The 17,860-nt window shown below is 54.5% G+C and carries 16 protein-coding genes; 13 read left to right on the top strand and 3 right to left on the bottom strand.

All coding sequences use genetic code 11. The features are described 5' to 3' along the window. The first annotated feature begins 12 nt into the window (after nucleotides 1-12). The 4 genes from AAGR08_RS02940 (at nucleotide 13) to lplT (ending at nucleotide 4,888) form a co-directional block, all read left to right on the top strand. Nucleotides 13-687 (top strand): hypothetical protein, encoded by a 675-nt coding sequence (locus AAGR08_RS02940; protein WP_345828445.1) that lies wholly within the window; start codon nucleotides 13-15, stop codon nucleotides 685-687. Nucleotides 688-901: 214 nt separating this feature from the next. Continuing rightward, a complete protein-coding gene (gene tssD / locus AAGR08_RS02945) occupies nucleotides 902-1,381 on the top strand; it encodes a type VI secretion system tube protein TssD (RefSeq protein ID WP_345828447.1) in 480 nt (159 codons plus the stop codon). Between the two features lie 169 nt (nucleotides 1,382-1,550). After that, entirely contained in the window at nucleotides 1,551-3,701 is a 2,151-nt protein-coding gene (aas, locus tag AAGR08_RS02950; protein WP_345828448.1) for a bifunctional acyl-ACP--phospholipid O-acyltransferase/long-chain-fatty-acid--ACP ligase, read from the top strand. Continuing rightward, on the top strand, nucleotides 3,698-4,888 hold the full coding sequence (lplT, locus tag AAGR08_RS02955) for a lysophospholipid transporter LplT (protein ID WP_345828449.1): 1,191 nt from the start codon (nucleotides 3,698-3,700) through the stop codon (nucleotides 4,886-4,888). The genes aas and lplT overlap by 4 nt, the downstream gene beginning before the upstream one ends. An 81-nt stretch (nucleotides 4,889-4,969) precedes the next feature. Here the strand turns inward: lplT and AAGR08_RS02960 are convergent, their stop codons facing one another. The 3 genes from AAGR08_RS02960 to mutH form a co-directional block, all read right to left on the bottom strand. Further along, nucleotides 4,970-6,010 carry an NADP(H)-dependent aldo-keto reductase gene (locus tag AAGR08_RS02960; RefSeq protein WP_097096186.1) on the bottom strand — a complete coding sequence of 347 codons (1,041 nt, stop codon included), beginning with the start codon at nucleotides 6,008-6,010 and terminating at the stop codon, nucleotides 4,970-4,972. A 144-nt stretch (nucleotides 6,011-6,154) separates the two neighbouring features. Continuing rightward, nucleotides 6,155-6,373, bottom strand: a complete 219-nt coding sequence (locus AAGR08_RS02965; protein ID WP_097096187.1) for a YgdI/YgdR family lipoprotein — start codon at nucleotides 6,371-6,373, stop codon at nucleotides 6,155-6,157. 105 nt (nucleotides 6,374-6,478) lie between these two features. Next, a complete protein-coding gene (gene mutH, locus AAGR08_RS02970) occupies nucleotides 6,479-7,165 on the bottom strand; it encodes a DNA mismatch repair endonuclease MutH (RefSeq protein ID WP_097096189.1) in 687 nt (228 codons plus the stop codon). A gap of 683 nt (nucleotides 7,166-7,848) precedes the next feature. Here mutH and rppH point away from each other — a divergent pair. The 9 genes from rppH to recC all read left to right on the top strand — a co-directional run bounded on the left by rppH (nucleotide 7,849) and on the right by recC (nucleotide 17,789). Then, a complete protein-coding gene (rppH, locus tag AAGR08_RS02975) occupies nucleotides 7,849-8,376 on the top strand; it encodes an RNA pyrophosphohydrolase (protein WP_345828450.1) in 528 nt (175 codons plus the stop codon). Between the two features lie 12 nt (nucleotides 8,377-8,388). Then, nucleotides 8,389-10,635 carry a phosphoenolpyruvate--protein phosphotransferase gene (gene ptsP / locus AAGR08_RS02980; protein ID WP_097096191.1) on the top strand — a complete coding sequence of 749 codons (2,247 nt, stop codon included), beginning with the start codon at nucleotides 8,389-8,391 and terminating at the stop codon, nucleotides 10,633-10,635. Between the two features lie 94 nt (nucleotides 10,636-10,729). Beyond that, nucleotides 10,730-11,611, top strand: coding sequence for a prolipoprotein diacylglyceryl transferase (gene lgt, locus AAGR08_RS02985; protein WP_097096192.1), 882 nt, complete (start codon nucleotides 10,730-10,732; stop codon nucleotides 11,609-11,611). Next, nucleotides 11,608-12,402 carry a thymidylate synthase gene (thyA, locus tag AAGR08_RS02990; RefSeq protein WP_345828451.1) on the top strand — a complete coding sequence of 265 codons (795 nt, stop codon included), beginning with the start codon at nucleotides 11,608-11,610 and terminating at the stop codon, nucleotides 12,400-12,402. Before lgt ends, thyA begins: the two co-directional genes overlap by 4 nt. 197 nt (nucleotides 12,403-12,599) lie before the next feature. After that, entirely contained in the window at nucleotides 12,600-13,070 is a 471-nt protein-coding gene (locus tag AAGR08_RS02995; RefSeq protein WP_345828452.1) for a prepilin-type N-terminal cleavage/methylation domain-containing protein, read from the top strand. Then, nucleotides 13,061-13,600 carry a prepilin peptidase-dependent protein gene (locus AAGR08_RS03000; protein ID WP_345828454.1) on the top strand — a complete coding sequence of 180 codons (540 nt, stop codon included), beginning with the start codon at nucleotides 13,061-13,063 and terminating at the stop codon, nucleotides 13,598-13,600. Before AAGR08_RS02995 ends, AAGR08_RS03000 begins: the two co-directional genes overlap by 10 nt. Next, entirely contained in the window at nucleotides 13,597-14,019 is a 423-nt protein-coding gene (locus AAGR08_RS03005; RefSeq protein ID WP_345828456.1) for a DUF2509 family protein, read from the top strand. Before AAGR08_RS03000 ends, AAGR08_RS03005 begins: the two co-directional genes overlap by 4 nt. Next, the gene (locus AAGR08_RS03010) at nucleotides 13,952-14,293 is read left to right on the top strand and encodes a prepilin-type N-terminal cleavage/methylation domain-containing protein (protein WP_345828457.1); all 342 of its coding nucleotides are present in this window, start codon (nucleotides 13,952-13,954) and stop codon (nucleotides 14,291-14,293) included. The genes AAGR08_RS03005 and AAGR08_RS03010 overlap by 68 nt, the downstream gene beginning before the upstream one ends. 115 nt (nucleotides 14,294-14,408) lie before the next feature. Continuing rightward, nucleotides 14,409-17,789: an exodeoxyribonuclease V subunit gamma gene (gene recC / locus AAGR08_RS03015; protein ID WP_345828459.1), complete on the top strand. Its 3,381-nt coding sequence runs from the start codon at nucleotides 14,409-14,411 to the stop codon at nucleotides 17,787-17,789. The last annotated feature ends 71 nt before the right edge of the window (nucleotides 17,790-17,860 follow it).

Genomic DNA, 17,860 nt, shown 5'->3' on the forward strand with positions numbered 1-17,860 from the left:
CAAGGATGAATTATGTATCATAGTAAATTGATAATCGAGGATATTCAGGCTGATAAGTTGATAGCCCTTCAACTCGAAAAAGCTTTTTATGGTGTAAAAAAGCAGGTTCTGGAGCAGGCCAATAAAATCGGTGATGGTGCAACTCGCTTATCGTATTACATATCATGCTTTACTGATAATTATCAGGATGTTTGCGCCCGATTGAAAGAAGAGGACCTAAAATTTCTTGAGGGTGTCGCAGAGCTTGTAAAACACCGCGACATTATATACAGAATGTTGCATATCTATTTCGAAGATATTTTTATATTCAAAAATCGTAGCCAGCTCGAAGCCATTAAATCAAAACTATTAAAGGCTGGCGTGATGACTTCAGCCAGTGCTTTAAACAATCAGGCGTTTGTTATTGGAATAACGACGACAGTTTGCCTTGGCACCAGTCTCAGTACTACGGCTTTCAAATGGACAGGCAAAGCAACAACGCTTGCTGTAACTGGGCTGGGATTGTACGGCATAGTCCAGCACGCGGCAGAAAGTGCAGAGCGTCTGCAATTGTTGGCCCCCATGTATTATCACGCGCTGTCTCTGCAGAAACTCGATATGATGTATTTTCTTATTGAGCCGCTATTTATGAAAGCTCGTGCATTCGATAACGATGTTGTTAGCACCATAATAAATATGGTGAATTAATTATGCTGATCTTCTTGAGGAAATGGGTAAAAGCTCAGGCTTCATACTTTTTTTGGGGGTATGTTCCACTTATTTTCATTGTTGCATTCGGAGCCTTTGCCGTAACTTATTTTCGGCCTTATGCCCTACAAGCAACAGGCATTGTCATAGTTTTAACTTTCGCTTTTGTCATCTGGTTCAATCGACCCCGTTAAGTTTTAAAAGGATTTTAATTATGTCAACCCCGGCCCATTTATGGTTAACAGACGAAAACGGCTCGCCTATTATCGGTGCATGCTTAATGCCGACACGTTTAGGTTCGATAGAAATGCGTACATTAACGCATAACGTCACGATTCCTGTGGATGCACATTATGGGAAACTCACAGGCACGAGAGTACATACTCCCATCGTGTTTCAAAAAGAATTTGACCGTACAACTCCGCTATTGTTTCGAGCGCTTTGTCAGGGGCGAATGCTAAAATCAGCCACCATAAAAATGTACCGAATCACAGAGGCGGGGATTGAAGCAGAATATTTTAATATTCTGCTCGACAACGTAAAAATCACCAGTATTGCTCCATCTCTACTGCCAACGGGTGTAACAGGTACTCATATGGAGGGCATTGAAATGCGTTATGAATCGATAACGTGGAAGTACGTTGATGGAAACATTCAGTACAAAGATAGCTGGAACGAGCGAATGATAGCTTGAGATAAAAGTGAACTATTTCGCCGTTAGCCAATATGTACGCATAACGCAGCGGCGCAATTTATTCCCCTTAAAAAGCGTCTAAACCCCGCGAAAATCACCACGCCACTTGTCGAAAAACCTGAGATCCTGCATCGTAAGAGCCATTTTTTACGATTGCTAGGGAGCTGGCATGCTACTCACCTTTTTCCGTTTCCTGTTCCGCCTGCTGTGGCGCGTGGAACTGCGTGGCGACCTCACTGCACTACACAAAGAAAAAGTGCTGATCACACCTAACCACATGTCATTTCTTGATGGGGTGCTGGTGGCGCTGTTTCTGCCGATCAAACCGGTGTTCGCCGTCTACTCGTCGATCAGCGAACAGTGGTACATGCGCCTGCTGAAGCCGATTATCGACTTCGTGCCGCTCGATCCTACCAGGCCGATGTCAGTCAAACATCTGGTGCGGATGATTAACGAAGGCCGTCCGGTGGTGATCTTCCCGGAAGGGCGCATTACCGTGACCGGCTCGCTGATGAAGATCTACAGCGGTGCGGGTTTTGTGGCGGCAAAATCCGGCGCGACCGTGGTGCCGATGCGTATCGAAGGGGCGGAATATACGCCGTTTGGTCGGCTGGCGGGCGTGTTTAAACGTCGCTTGTTCCCGCGCATCACCTTAACGGTGCTACCGGCGACAGTGATTCCGATGCCTGAAGCGAAACGCGCGCGCGATCGCCGCCAGCTGGCGGGTGAGCACTTACATCATGTAATGATGGAAGCGCGCATGGCGGTGCGTCCACGTGAAACGCTGTTCGAAGCGTTCCTCAGTGCGCGCCAGCGTTATGGGCTGATGAAACCGTGCATTGAAGACATCAATTTCAAGCCCGACAGCTATACCGGCCTGCTGAAGAAATCGCTCGGCGTGGGTCGCATTCTTGAACGCTATAGCCAGCAAGGCGAATACGTGGGCCTGCTGCTGCCGAACGCCACCGTCACCGCGGCGGCGATTCTTGGCGCGTCGCTGCGCGGACGTATTCCGGCCATGCTGAATTACACCGCTGGCGTAAAAGGTATGCGCGCGGCGCTCACCGCTTCACAGGTGAAAACCGTCTTCACCTCGCGCCAGTTCCTCGAAAAGGGCAACTTGTGGCACTTGCCGCAGGGCCTCAGCGACGTGCAGTGGATCTATCTGGAAGATCTGAAAGATACCGTCACGCTGAAAGACAAGCTGTGGATTGTGGCGCATCTGCTGATGCCGCGCCGTGCACAGGTGCAGCAGCAGCCGGAAGATGCGGCGATGGTGCTGTTTACCTCGGGTTCGGAAGGCAATCCCAAAGGTGTGGTGCATTCACACAAAAGCCTGCTGGCGAACGTGGAGCAGATTCGTACCGTGGCGGACTTCACGCCGCGTGACCGCTTTATGTCGGCGCTGCCGCTGTTCCATGCTTTCGGTCTGACCGTTGGCCTGTTTACGCCGCTGCTGACCGGCGCGCAGGTATTTCTCTATCCGAGCCCGCTGCATTACCGCATTGTGCCGGAGCTGGTGTATGACCGTAACTGCACCGTGCTGTTTGGCACCTCGACCTTCCTTGGCAACTACGCGCGCTTCGCCAGCCCGTATGATTTTGCGCGGCTGCGCTATGTGGTAGCCGGCGCAGAGAAACTGCAGGAAGCGACGCGCCAGATTTACATGGAGAAGTACGGCATCCGCATTCTTGAAGGCTACGGCGTGACGGAATGCGCGCCGGTAGTGGCGATCAACGTGCCGATGGCGGCAAAAAGTCACACGGTAGGCCGTATTCTGCCCGGCATGGATTCGCGTTTGATTTCGGTGCCGGGCATTGAGCAGGGCGGTCGCCTGCAGTTGCGTGGTCCAAACGTGATGAACGGTTATCTGCGCGTAGAGAATCCAGGCGTGTTGGAAGTGCCGGTGGCCGATAACGGCGAAGGCGAGATGGAAGCAGGCTGGTACGACACCGGCGATATCGTCAGCTTTGATGAAGGCGGTTTCTGTCAGATTCAGGGCCGTGCGAAGCGCTTCGCAAAAATTGCCGGTGAGATGGTATCGCTGGAAATCGTTGAGCAGATTGCGCTGAAAGCCTCGCATGAGAAGCAGCATGCCGCATCGTTGCGTCCGGACGGCAATCGTGGTGAAGCGTTGGTGTTGTTCACCACCGACACGGTATTGAGCCGCGACACGCTGCTGAAAGCCGCGCGTGAGATTGGTGCGCCGGAGCTGGCGGTGCCGCGCGACATCCGCGTGATGAAGCAGCTGCCAATGCTGGGCAGCGGCAAACCGGACTATGTCAGCCTCAGACAGCTGGCGGAAGAGGAGCAGGTATGAGCCAGCCGTTAAATAGGGATACACCGCTGCTATCGCGCAGCATGCTGGCGGTAATTGTGGCGCAGTTCTTCTCGGCATTCGGTGATAATGCGCTGCTGTTCGTGACGCTGGCGGTGCTGAAAAATCAGTACTATCCGGACTGGAGCCAGCCGATCCTGCAAATGCTGTTTGTGGCGACTTACATTCTGCTCGCACCGTTTGTCGGTCAGATGGCGGATAGCTTCGCCAAAGGCCGGGTAATGATGTTTGGCAACAGCCTCAAGCTGCTGGGCGCGCTAATCATCTGCTTTGGCTTCAATCCGTTCCTCGGCTACACGCTGGTGGGAATTGGTGCGGCGTCCTATTCACCCGCTAAGTACGGCATCCTGACGGAAATCACCCACGGTGAACGCTTAGTTAAAGCCAATGGCTTAATGGAAGGCTCGACCATAGCGGCGATTCTGCTGGGCTCCGTGGCGGGCGGTATTCTGGCGGACTGGAATCTGGTCGCCGCGCTGGTGGTGTGCGCCATGACGTATGCGATGGCGGTGGTGGCGAATATCTTTATTCCGCGTCTAACGGCGGCGCGTCCGGGCCAGAGCTGGCACTTTGGCGCGATGCTGCGCAGTTTCGTGGCGGCGACTAAAATACTGTGGCGCAACGGCGAGACGCGTTTCTCGCTGCTCGGCACCAGCTTGTTCTGGGGCGCGGGCGTGACGCTGCGTTTCCTGCTGGTGCTGTGGGTGCCGGTGGCGCTCGGCATCAGCGACAATAAAACCCCAACCACGCTGAATGCGATGGTGGCGATTGGCATCGTAATTGGTGCGGCGGCGGCGGCGAAACTGGTGACGCTGCAAACCGTGCGCCGTTGCATGCCAGCTGGCGTGCTGATTGGGGTGATGGTGGTCGTGTTCGCGCTGCAACAGAGTTTGCTGAATGCCTATCTGATATTAATGCTGATTGGTGCACTGGGCGGTTTCTTCGTGGTGCCGCTCAATGCGCTACTGCAGGAGCGCGGCAAGGATACCGTGGGTTCGGGTAACGCGATTGCGGTGCAGAACCTTGGTGAGAACACCGCCATGCTGCTGATGCTGGGATTGTACACGGTGGCGATCAAGCTGGGTGCGCCAGCAGTGGCGACCGGCGTAGGATTCGGTGCGATCTTCGCCGTGGCGATTGCGCTCTTATGGTGGAAAAGCCGTCGTTAAATCGTGCAGTAAATGAATGGGTCGCCATGAATGGCGACCCTACGATTGACATGTAGGGTGCGCATTAATGCGCACCTGGTTTTAAGGCGCGGGATAAGTAAACTGGCGGTGAATCGCTTCCAGCTCCTCTAACACCTCGGCGTTCAGCGTCAGATTGAAACTCTCCACGTTAACCTTCAGTTGCTCCATCGTGGTGGCGCCCAATAGGGTGCTGGCAACAAACGGCTGCTGACGCACATAGGCCAGCGCCATCTGCGAGGGATCCAGGTTGTGCTTCTTCGCAAGATCCACGTAGGCAGCAATCGCCTGCTGTGACTGATCGCCGCTGTAGCGCGTGAAGCGGCTGAATAGCGTATTGCGCGCACCGGCCGGTTTTGCCCCGTTCAGATATTTACCGCTCAAGGTACCAAACGCCAGGCTGGAGTAAGCCAACAGCTCAACGCCTTCATGCTGGCTGATCTCTGCCAAACCCACCTCGAAACTCCGGTTCAGCAGGCTATACGGATTCTGGATGGTGACGATACGCGGCAGCTCATGCTTTTCCGCCAGCTGCAGGTAGCGCATCACGCCCCACGCGGTTTCATTCGATACACCAATGTAACGAATCTTACCGGCGCGCACTTGTTCCGTCAGCGCTTCCAGCGTTTCCAGCAGCGTCACTGGCACGCTGGAATCGGTATATTGATAGCCCAGCTTGCCAAAATAGTTGGTCTGGCGCTGCGGCCAGTGCAGCTGATAGAGATCGAGATAGTCGGTATTCAGGCGTTTCAGGCTGGCATCCAGCGCTTCACGGATGTTTTTGCGATCCAGAGCCTGGTGCGGGCGAATCGATGCATCGGCACCGCGCACTGGCCCCGCCACTTTACTGGCCAGAATGATTTTGTCGCGGCTGCCGCGCTTTTTCAGCCAGCTACCAATGTACTGTTCAGTTAAACCCTGGGTTTCCGGGCGCGGCGGCACCGGATACATTTCCGCAGTATCAATCAGATTTATGCCGCTGCTAACTGCGTAATCGAGTTGTGCGTGGGCGTCGGCTTCGCTGTTCTGCTCACCAAACGTCATGGTTCCAAGCCCCAGCTGACTCACTTCCAGCGTGCTATGGGGAATACGGTGATAGTGCATGTGCCGGCATCCTATTTTCATTATGAAAGGGAATGTTGTGTCCTGTGGGACTATAGCGTGTGAAGCGGCGCGGAAGGAAGGGGGGAAAGTTCGGGAAATCGCCTGCACAGGGAGAAAACGTGTGCAGGCGATGTAATTTGGCACTTAACGCTCAATGATGGTCGAGACCTCATCACCATTGATCTGCATCTGATGGCCTTGCTCATCGGTGTACTGCACTAAACCGGTCTCTTTATCAATGGCGGGCTTACCATCGGTCATAATCATACGACCATCTTTGGTCGCCATCACGTAATCACTACTGCAACCACTCATCAATACCGCAGCCAACATGACACCCACTGCACTTACCAACCCTTTCATTCTTCTCTCCTTCCAACGACTTCAACAGCAAAAGTGTAGTAATAAATGCTTTCGCCGTTAGGAGTAATCGCATCATTCCTAAAATTTATCGGCAGAAAAGTGCATTTACATTAGAAAATGACGGGCGAGCAAAGGACCGGTGAAGCTTTTCTTTAAATAAAAACCGCGTGGCAGCGTCATGATAGGCTCGCCGTGTTGGCCAATGGCTTCCGTCAACGCTTTGCTGTTCGCCGCTTTAGGACGGATTTGTAGCCAGGCGCCGTGACGTGCGGTGATGCGCTCTACCTGACCCAGCACAATCATATCCATTAGCTCTTCCCAATCCTCACGCAGCTGCTGTTCCTCTTCTTCGCTGGGATGCCACAGCAAAGGCGATCCCACGCGGCGATCGGCTAGTGGTATGCCACGATCGCCTTCGATCGGGATCCACAGCACGCGCGCCAGCTTGTGGCGCACATGGCTGGTTTCCCAGGTGACGCCGCTGTTACCGGTAAGCGGCGCAACGCACACGAAGGTGGTTTCCAGCGGTTTGCCTTGCGCATCCACCGGAATGGTTTTCAATTCAATGCCGAGATGGGCGAAATCCTGCTCGGCTTTGCTGCCCGCGCTGGCGCCCAGATGCAGCTCTAACAGCATACCCACCCAGCCTTTGTCACGCTTCAGGTTTGGCGGAATGGGCAGGTTAAGCTGTGCCGCCAGCGCGGCAAATGTTTGGCCGGCCAGTCGCTGTGCGCGCTGCAGTAATTCCGCTTCATTTTCCGGTGGCGACGGCAATAACGGTGAGGAGTGCATGGTAAAACTCACATTGGTTGAAGAGTGAACAGTAAAAGCTGGCTGAATTTGTCCACATGGCAGATACGTGAATAAGTGTGATAATAGCATGATTCAGCGTGCTTTTTTTAGATTGATGCCCGTTAACAGCAGAAGTGCTATTAAGGTTATCCCAGCTTGTTATCGACAATGAACAGATGTTGAACCTAGTTATCCACAGAAAAGTGGGATAACCCCTGGTTATGAAGATACCTGTTTCCATTTACAGCCTTGACTTTCGCGTTTTGAACGCTTTTTTTCCTTTCTTTGACCAGGTTTAGGGCATTCTCTGTGGATAAAAACGCCGCTGATGGATCTTTAACCGATCGCCAAAAAGCAAATGTGAGTAAAGGACGATCCTCTTAGGATTTAGTCGACGATTTTTTAATAACTCGCTGAAAAATAATTTTTTTTGTGCGTTTCACTTATTGTTTTGTAAGAGTTTTCTGAAGTGGTTATTCACTTCATTCCCGTGTTCTGCACAACGCTATCCACAGAAAAGGTGAATAAGATCGGCCATAATTCCCGCTTGCTGTTTATAACTTGGCTTATCTCTGTGAGTTATCCTGTTTTTATTCCGTTATCACCCTCAGTATCCAGTGGTTTACCGCCTGTAAGGAGTGTGAAACAATCAGGCTATTCAAATTTAGCTTTGAGGTAGTCCAGTGATCGATGATGATGGCTACCGCCCGAATGTTGGTATCGTAATCTGCAACAGGCAAGGACAAGTGTTATGGGCCAGGCGCTTTGGACAGCACTCCTGGCAATTTCCTCAGGGAGGCATCAATCCGGGTGAAACTGCTGAACAGGCGATGTATCGCGAACTGTTCGAAGAAGTGGGCTTACACCGCAAAGATGTTCGAATACTTGCTTCAACCCGTAACTGGTTACGTTACAAGTTGCCAAAACGTTTGGTGCGTTGGGACACAAAGCCGGTGTGTATCGGCCAGAAACAAAAGTGGTTTCTTCTGCAGTTAATGTGTAGTGACGCGAAGATCAATGTGCAGCACAGCAGCACGCCCGAGTTTGATGGTTGGCGCTGGGTTAGCTTCTGGTATCCGGTACGTCAGGTCGTCTCTTTCAAGCGCGATGTTTATCGCCGCGTAATGAAAGAATTCGCTGGCGTGGTGATGTCTATGCAGGAGAGTGCGGGGCAGCGCAATAACGCCGCCCAACGACGTAAAAGAGGATAGGCCACGCCCTTTATGCTCACTCAGTTGCGCGAAATAGTAGAAAAAGTGGCGAGTGCTCCACGTCTGAATGAAGCACTCGACATTCTGGTAAACGAAATTTGCCTTGCGATGGAAACCGAGGTTTGCTCGGTTTATCTCGCCGATCACGATCGTCGTTGCTACTACCTGATGGCGACACGCGGACTAAAAAAGCCGCGTGGTCGTACGGTCACGCTGGCATTTGACGAAGGCATTGTTGGCCTTGTCGGACGCTTAGCCGAGCCGATCAACCTCGCCGATGCTCAGAGCCATCCCAGCTTCAAATACATTCCTTCTGTTAAAGAGGAGCGTTATCGCTCCTTCCTCGGTGTCCCGATTATCAGCCGCCGCCAGCTGCTTGGCGTGTTGGTTGTGCAGCAGCGCGAGCACCGCCAGTTCGATGAAAGCGAAGAGTCGTTTCTCGTCACGCTTGCCACGCAAATGGCCGGCTTGCTGTCGCAATCGCAGCTTGGCCAACTGTTTGGCCAATTCCGCCAGACGCGCGTCAAAGCGATTGCCGCTGCGCCTGGCGTGGCGGTTGCGCCAGGTTGGGTAGATGAAACCCAGCCGCTGCTCGATCAGGTCACTGCCGCTTCCACGCTGGACGTGCAGCGCGAGCGCGAGCGCCTGGTGCTGGCAATGGGTGAGGCGGGCAACGAATTTCGCCGCTTCAGTAAACGCTTTGCCGCCAGCGTGCAGAAAGAGAGTGCGGCGATCTTCGATCTCTATTCGCATCTGCTCACGGATGCGCGGCTGAAAAAAGATCTTTTTGACGAGATCGATCGCGGATCGGTCGCGGAATGGGCAGTCAAGACGGTGATCGAGAAGTTCGCCGAACAGTTCGCTAATCTGCAGGATCAATATTTACGCGAGCGCGCCGGCGATTTGCGCGTGCTCGGTCAGCGTCTGCTCTTTCACCTCGATGATTCGCTGGTGGGCACCAATGCCTGGCCGGAACGCTTCGTACTGGTTGCCGATGAACTCACAGCCACCACCCTGGCCGAACTGCCGCAGGAGCGTTTAGCCGGCGTGGTGGTCCGCGACGGTGCGTCAAACTCGCATGCGGCGATTTTGACGCGCGCGATGGGCATTCCAACCGTGATGGGCGCGGATATCCTGCCCGCGCAGCTTAACAAACGGCTGCTGATTGTTGACGGCTACCGCGGCGAAGTGCTGATCGATCCTGAACCGGTGTTGGTACAGGAATATCAGCGTTTGATCAGTGAAGAGAACGCGCTGAGCAAAATGGCTGAAGGCGTGGTTGAGCAATCCGGTGAGCTGAAAAGCGGCGAGCGCGTGCAGGTGATGCTGAATGCAGGCCTCAGCCCGGAACATGAACAGGCGCTCGACAGTTGGGTTGACGGCATTGGCCTGTATCGCACCGAAATCCCGTTTATGCTGCACAACGGCTTCCCTTCCGAAGAGGAACAGGTGGCGCAGTACCAGGGCATGCTGCAGCTGTTTTACGATAAGCCGGTCACGCTACGCACGCTGGATGTGGGGGCTGATAAACAGCTGCCGTATATGCCGATCAGTGAAGAGAATCCCTGCCTTGGCTGGCGCGGCATTCGTTTAACGCTCGATCAGCCGGAAATCTTCCTGGTGCAGGTGCGTGCCATGCTGCGTGCCAATGTGGCGTCTGGCAACCTGAGCATTTTACTGCCGATGATTAGCCATATTGATGAGATCGATGAAGCGCGTCGTCTGATTGATCGTGCTGGTCGTGAAGTGGAAGAGATGCTGGGGTATGTGATTCCCAAGCCGCGGATTGGTATTATGATCGAAGTGCCCTCGATGCTATTTATGATCCCGCATCTGGCGGATCGCATTGATTTTATTTCGGTGGGCACCAACGATCTCACGCAATATTTGCTGGCAGTGGATCGCAACAACACGCGCGTGGCGAACCTGTATGATTCGCTGCATCCGGCAATGCTGCGGGCGCTGCACACCATTGCCAGCGAAGCCCGCGAGGCCAAACTGGAGCTCTGCTTGTGTGGTGAAATGGCCGGCGATCCGATGTGTGTCGCGCTGTTAGTGGGCATGGGCTATCACCACCTCAGCATGAACGGCAAGAACGTGCCGCGCGTGAAATATCTGCTGCGTCATCTCGATTTCGAGGAAGCGCAGAAATTGAGCGAGCATGGATTGGCGGCGCATACGGCATCAGAAGTACGTCACCTGGTTTCAACCTTTATGGAGCGTCGCGGTTTAGGCGGCCTGATTCGCGGCGGGCGTTAACGGTTACATCTTGCCGACCTGTGTACAACCCGGCTGTGCTATTATGCGCAGCCTTTTATTGTCCCGTTTAAGGGCAGAAGAACGATGGTGAAAGATGACTAACGGCTACATTTCGTTTCCCCAATTCGATCCGGTGATTTTCTCAATCGGACCGATTTCGCTTCACTGGTACGGTTTGATGTATCTGGTGGGCTTTATTTTTGCCATGTGGCTGGCGACGCGCCGTGCTAACAAACCTGGCAGCGGCTGGAAAAAAGAGGAAGTGGAGAATCTGCTGTACGCAGGTTTCCTCGGCGTGTTCCTCGGCGGACGTATTGGCTATGTGCTGTTCTACAACCTGCCGCTGTTCCTGGAGAATCCGCTTTATCTGTTTAAGGTCTGGGATGGCGGTATGTCGTTCCACGGCGGCTTAATCGGCGTAATTGTGGTGATGCTGATCTTTGCACGTCGTACCAAACGCACTTTCTTCCAGGTAGCCGATTTTATTGCGCCACTGATCCCGTTTGGTTTAGGTGCCGGTCGTCTGGGCAACTTCATCAACGGCGAACTGTGGGGCCGCGTGGCGCCAGATTTCAAATTCGCCATGCTGTTTCCGGGTTCGCGTAGCGAAGATATCGCGCTGGCGGCCAATAATCCGCAATACCAGGAATTGCTGAACACCTACGGCGTGCTGCCGCGTCATGCCTCGCAGCTGTATGAGCTGTGCCTCGAGGGCATTGTGCTGTTCATCATTCTGAATCTGTTTATTCGCAAGCCGCGTCCGATGGGCAGCGTATCTGGCCTGTTCCTGATTGGCTACGGCGCATTCCGCATCATCGTTGAGTTCTTCCGTCAGCCTGATGCGCAGCTTGGTCTGTTCGAAGGCGGCGTCAGCATGGGACAAATTCTCTCAATCCCCATGATTCTGGCCGGTGTGATTATGATGGTTTGGGCGTATCGTCGTCGCCCGCAGCAACAAACGCGTGAGGTAAAATGAAACAGTATCTGGACTTAATGCAACATGTGCTGAATGAAGGCGCAGAAAAGGCCGACCGTACCGGAACCGGCACGCTCTCCATTTTTGGCCACCAGATGCGTTTCAATTTGCAGGACGGTTTTCCGCTGGTTACGACCAAGAAAGTGCATCTGCGCTCAATTATTCATGAGCTGCTGTGGTTCCTCAAAGGCGAAACCAACATCTGTTATCTGAAAGAGAACAAGGTAACCATTTGGGATGAGTGGGCCGATGAGAACGGCGATCTTGGCCCGGTGTACGGTAAGCAGTGGCGCAGCTGGGGCAACGCTTCGGGCGAAGAAATCGATCAGATTAGCAAAGTGATTGAGCAGCTGAAGCGCGATCCGGATTCCCGCCGTATCATCGTTTCGGCGTGGAACGTGGGTGAGCTGGACCAGATGGCGCTTGCACCTTGCCATGCCTTCTTCCAGTTCTACGTCGCTAACGGTAAGCTCTCTTGCCAGCTGTATCAGCGCTCGTGCGATATCTTCCTCGGTCTGCCGTTTAATATCGCCAGCTATGCGCTGCTGGTGCATATGGTGGCGCAGCAGTGCGACCTCGAAGTGGGTGATTTTGTCTGGACGGGGGGCGATACGCACCTCTACAGCAACCATCTGGAACAGGCACGCCTGCAATTGACGCGCGAACCGCGTCCGTTGCCGAAGCTGGTGATCAAGCGCAAACCGGCCTCCATCTTCGATTATCAATTCGAAGATTTCGACATCGAAGGCTACGATCCGCATCCGGCGATTAAAGCACCCGTAGCGATTTAACGCTATTTATCCGTAGGGTCGCCATTTATGGCGACCACTTACCAACCGCACCTCAATTCCCAACCGCACCTCAGTTCTGAATCCGCCTCGCAAAAATCTGTATCTCTCTGCACCTCTCAGCGATTTCCTGCGCAGCATTTTCCAAAGCACTAATCCTCCGCTTGTTGAGCGTCATCCCAACCGGCAAATTACCCGGCATGAACAGAAACATTCACCACGGATTTACCTTGCCTGAACTGTTATTGGTGATGGTGATTGCCGGCATACTCAGCGTGGGTGCCTTACAAGGCTGGCAGCGCTGGCAGCACTATCAACAGCTACGCGAAAGCGTTGCGCAACTGCAGGGATTTCTGCTGCGGGCCCGCGCTTACGCGAGCTGGCACAATCGCGATCTTGTTCTGTGGTTGCAGCCAGGGGAAAACGGCTGCCTTGGCGCGGGGCAAAAGCCTGCGAAAGGCTGTGCGTTGGCATCTCGTTGGCTATTCAGGCCGCCACATGCCAGCGTGCGCATTGCCGGCATGACGGGTGAAGTGGGGTTTTATGGGCGACGTGATGTGGCACGCCCTGGCAGTATCGATCTCATTAGCGATGCCGGACACTGGCGTCTAATCATCTCCGCCAGAGCGCGTATCCGCGCCTGTCAGCCGGGAGAGAAAGGATGCGAATAGCGCAAAGGGGTTTTAGCCTGCTGGAAATGCTGATTGCGATGGCGATTGGTGCCGTTTTGATGCTCAGCGTAGGGCGTTTTTTACCCCTGCTACTGGAGCAGAATCTGCGCCTGCAGCAGCGTGTGCAGCTGCAACAGGAACTGCAGCAGATCACTAATACCTTACAGAAGGCGCTGCGACGAGCGGGCTATTGTCACGGGCAGTGCAACGGTGCCGCGCTAACGCTTGCGGCGAATGGCAGCTGCGTTTTACTGCGCTGGGATGAGAACAGCAACGGGCGCTGGGAAGGTGTGGGGCACAGCGAAAGTGACTATTACGGCTATCGGCTGCGCAGTGGACAGCTGGAAATGCAGCGTGGTGTGGATGAGTGCAGCAGCAGCGGGTGGGAGAGAGTGTCCGATCCGGCCTTTCTCACCCTCGACGCCTTCAAACTTGAACGACAGGGAACACGCCTTATCCTGCAACTGGCAGGGCATGCGGCTAGCCAAAGCGTGACGTTGGAACACTGGATTGAAGGAATCAATCTATGAAGCAACGCGGCAACAGCACATTGGGTATGGTGCTGATGATGTTAATCATGGGTGGACTGACGTTGCATGCTACGCGCAGCCAGCTGTCGCAAGGGATGGTATCAGTGGCGGACGAGCAGCAGCATCACCAGGATTTCTGGCAGGCGCAGTCCGCACTGGAGTGGGGGAGCGTGCAAAACTGGCCGCAGGCGACCGGCTGGCAGTGCCAGCAGTGGGCGGCAGAGCAGTGGCAAAGCTGTTTATTACATATGGAGGATGACAATGCGTTGTTATCAGCACATGGAGAAGGGCGAGCGCTGTGGCTCTATCGTTGGGTTTCTCTACGTAACTCGCAAACCCAGCGGCAAGAACATGGCTGGATCGATTATTGCCCGCTTTCGCAGCCGGAGCTGTGTCAGCCAGAAGCAACAGGGCTTTAGCCTGGCGGAAACGCTGGTTGCGATGCTGCTGCTGGCAATGACCATCAGCACTTTGTTGCAATATCATCGGGCGCTGGCACTGGGTTTTAGCCAGCAGTGGCAGCAGCGGCAGGCCTGGCGTGCTGCGGGGCAGGCGCTGCTTGGTCATGACGTAGCGGGCTGGCAGAGCCAGCGCCAGCAGCAAAGCATCGCAGGCGGCTGTACACTTGAGCACGTCACGGTGACGGGACCGCAACAGCGCTCGGCCTCATTAGGACAGCTCAATTGCCGCTGAGATGGCCTCAGCGGTAGGCATCAATGGCGATAAACGGTAGAGTGGCTCGGCTGAGTGCGTGCAGCTAACGTACCTGCAGCTTGAAGTAGGGTGGGTATATCTTTGAAGGAGAGTTATGTTCCGGGTCTATCATTCCAATCAGCTCGATCTGTTGAAAAATCTGGCAGGTATTCTGATTGAAAACCAGCCGCTAGCCGATCCGCTTGCTGCTGAACAGGTGCTGGTACAGAGTCCCGGTATGGCGCAATGGCTGCAAATGGAGCTGGCTAACAGTTTCGGTATCGCCGCCAACATCGAGTTCCCTTTGCCCGCCAGTTTTATCTGGAACATGTTCGTTAAGGTGTTACCCGATATCCCTGAAGAGAGCGCCTTCACCAAAGCCAGCATGAGCTGGAAGCTGATGCATCGGCTGCCGACCTTGCTGGAGCAGGAGGCCTTCCAGCCGCTGCGGCACTATCTCAATGACGACGATGATAAGCGTAAGCTGTATCAGCTCAGCGCCCGCGTCGCCGACCTGTTTGACCAATATCTGGTGTACCGCTCGGACTGGCTCAATAGCTGGGAGCGCGGTGAACGAATTGATGGCTTAGGCGAATCACAGCATTGGCAGGCACCGCTGTGGTGCGATCTGGTCAGCTTTACGGAGAGCCTCGGCCAGCCGATGTGGCATCGTGCCAATCTTTATGCGCGCTTTATCCGTGAACTGGAACAGGCAAACACGCCGCCGCCAGGTCTGCCACAGCGCGTATTTATTTGCGGTATTTCCGCGCTGCCGCCGGTCTATCTTCAGGCGCTAGAAGCGCTGGGACGGCATATCGATATCCATCTGCTATTCACCAATCCATGTCGCCACTATTGGGGTGACATTCAGGATTATGCCTTCCTGGCGAAGCTGCAAAGCCGCCAGCGGCGTCGTTTACAATCAGATGAGCTACAGCCGCTGTTTCGCGATCCGGCTAGCGCCACGTCGTTATTTAACGATCTCGGCGAGCAACAGCTCACCAATCCACTGCTCGCGTCATGGGGCAAGTTGGGGCGCGATAATCTGTTTTTACTGAGCCAGATGGAATCCGCCGCCAACGACATTGATGCCTTTGTGGAATTGCCCCAAGACAATCTGCTGCACAGTCTGCAGGCGGACCTGCTCAATCTCGACGATAAAGCGGTGATTGGACTGAACGCCGGTGAACTGGCCGACAGCAGTGAGAAACGCCAGCTTGATCCGCACGATCGCTCGATCACGCTGCAGGTGTGCCATAGTGCGCAGCGTGAAGTTGAAGTGTTGCAGGATCACCTGCTAACGCTAATGGAAGCCGATCCCGAGCTCAAGCCGCGCGACATCATTGTCATGGTGGCAGACATTGACAGTTATGCCCCCTTTATTCAGGCCGCTTTTGCTAGCGCGCCGAGTGAGCGCTATTTACCCTTTGCCATTTCAGACCGCCGCGCCAGCCAGGCGCACCCGGCTATATTGGCGTTGATCGGTTTACTGGCATTGCCGGAAAGCCGTTTTGCTTCGGAAGATGTGCTGGCGTTGCTGGAAGTGCCAGCGTTGGCGCAACGCTTCTCAGTGGATGAAAGCGGGCTGCGACTGCTACGCCGTTGGGTGATGGAATCCGGTATCCGCTGGGGGTTGGATGATGCCAGTGTGGAAGCGTTGGCGCTGCCGGTGACCGGACAACATACCTGGCGTTTTGGCCTGCAGCGCATGCTGCTGGGCTACGCGCTAGAAAGTGGCAACGGCGACTGGCAGGGTATTTTGCCGTATGACGAGTCCAGTGGCCTCATCGCTGAGCTGGCGGGACATCTGGCCGAATTACTCTCTCGGCTTGAAGAGTGGCGCGCACGTCTGGCTCAAGAGCGCACGCTTGAGGATTGGTTGCCATTATGTCGCGAGCTGATCACCAGCTTCTTCAGCGGTGATGCCGAAAGTGACGCCGCACTGCTGCTAGTGGAAACGCAGTGGCAGGAGATTATTGAACAGGGTATGCAAGCGGCTTATCACCAGCCGATTCCGGTCACATTGCTGCGCGATGAGCTGCGTTCGCGCCTCGATCAGCAGCGGATTAGCCAACGTTTTCTTGCCGGCCCGATCAACTTTTGTACGCTGATGCCAATGCGCTCTATTCCCTTCAAGGTGGTGTGTTTGCTGGGCATGAACGACGGGGTTTACCCGCGCACATTAGCGCCACTTGGTTTCGACCTCATGCAGCAGCAGATGCGTAAGGGCGATCGCAGTCGCCGTGATGATGACCGCTACCTGTTCCTCGAAGCGTTAATTTCGGCGCAGCAGCAGCTGTATATCAGCTATATCGGCCGCGCTATTCAGGACAACACCGAGCGCTATCCCTCAGTATTAGTGAGTGAGCTGGTGGATTATCTTGGGCAGAGTTTCTGTTTACCCGGCGACGAAGCCTGTGAGCCTGACGTCAGCGAGCAGCATGTGCGTGAACATCTACAAACGCTACATAGCCGAATGCCTTTTGCGGCGGAGAACTTCCAACCGGGCGCATATGGCCAAAGTTTTGCGGCGGAATGGCTACCTGCCGCAACCGGCAGCGGGGTCGCGCAACCTGATTTTGTCCAGCCTTTACCGCCGGTGCCATTGGAAACGTTGTCGCTGGAGCAACTGCTGCGTTTCTGGCGCCATCCGGTGCGCGCCTGGTTCCAGCAGCGCTTAGGCGTCGCATTTTGGATGGAAGAGAGCGAACTGCCCGACAGCGAACCCTTCGCTCCCGACAGTCTGGAGCGTTATCAAATCAACGCCCAGCTGTTAAATACGCTGGTCAACGGTGACGATCCGGCGCAGCTGTATGCTCGCCATCGTGCCGCAGGCAATCTACCGTACGGCGCTTTTGGGGAAATTTTCTGGCAGAGCCAGACCGAAGAGATGCAGGAAGTGGCGGCGGAGGTGAGCGGTCAACGCCAGCCGGCGGAGAGTTGGGAGATCAATCTGAGGCTGGGCGATGTGCAATTGACCGGCTGGCTGACCCAGGTGCAAGCTGATGGGCTGCTGCGCTGGCGTCCGGGCGTGCTTAATATGAACGATGGACTGTTGTTATGGATCGAACATCTGGTGTATTGCGCGTTAGGCGGTACGGGTGAAAGCCGTATGTACGGTCGTAAACAGAGTCACTGGCGTTTTACGGCACTGGATGCCGATCGGGCATTAGTTTTGCTGAGCGAGTATGTTGGGGGTTATCAGGCGGGGTTAGTACAGCCGCTGATGCTGCTCAATAAATCGGGTGGGGCCTGGCTGGAGGCCAGCTTTGATAGCAAGGCGCACCTGCTGCTGGAAGACGAAGCAACGCAGAAAAAGGCACTTAACAAACTGCTGCAAGCCTGGCAGGGTGGTTTCCAGGTTGAAGGCGAGGGCAGCGATCCCTATCTTCAGCGCCTTAGCCGAACACTTGATGAAGAGGCTATCCAGGCGATTACCGCTGCCGCACGGCAATGGTATTTGCCGGTGCGCCTTGCGCATCAACATGATGAATAGCAATCGGGAACAGCCTCGTTAACGCTGTTCTCACTACTATAAAAAAGTTTTTCTATTTCACCGCTGGGCAC

It is taken from the genome of Pantoea sp. BRR-3P (assembly GCF_039621635.1).
GTDB lineage: Bacteria > Pseudomonadota > Gammaproteobacteria > Enterobacterales > Enterobacteriaceae > Pantoea > Pantoea floridensis.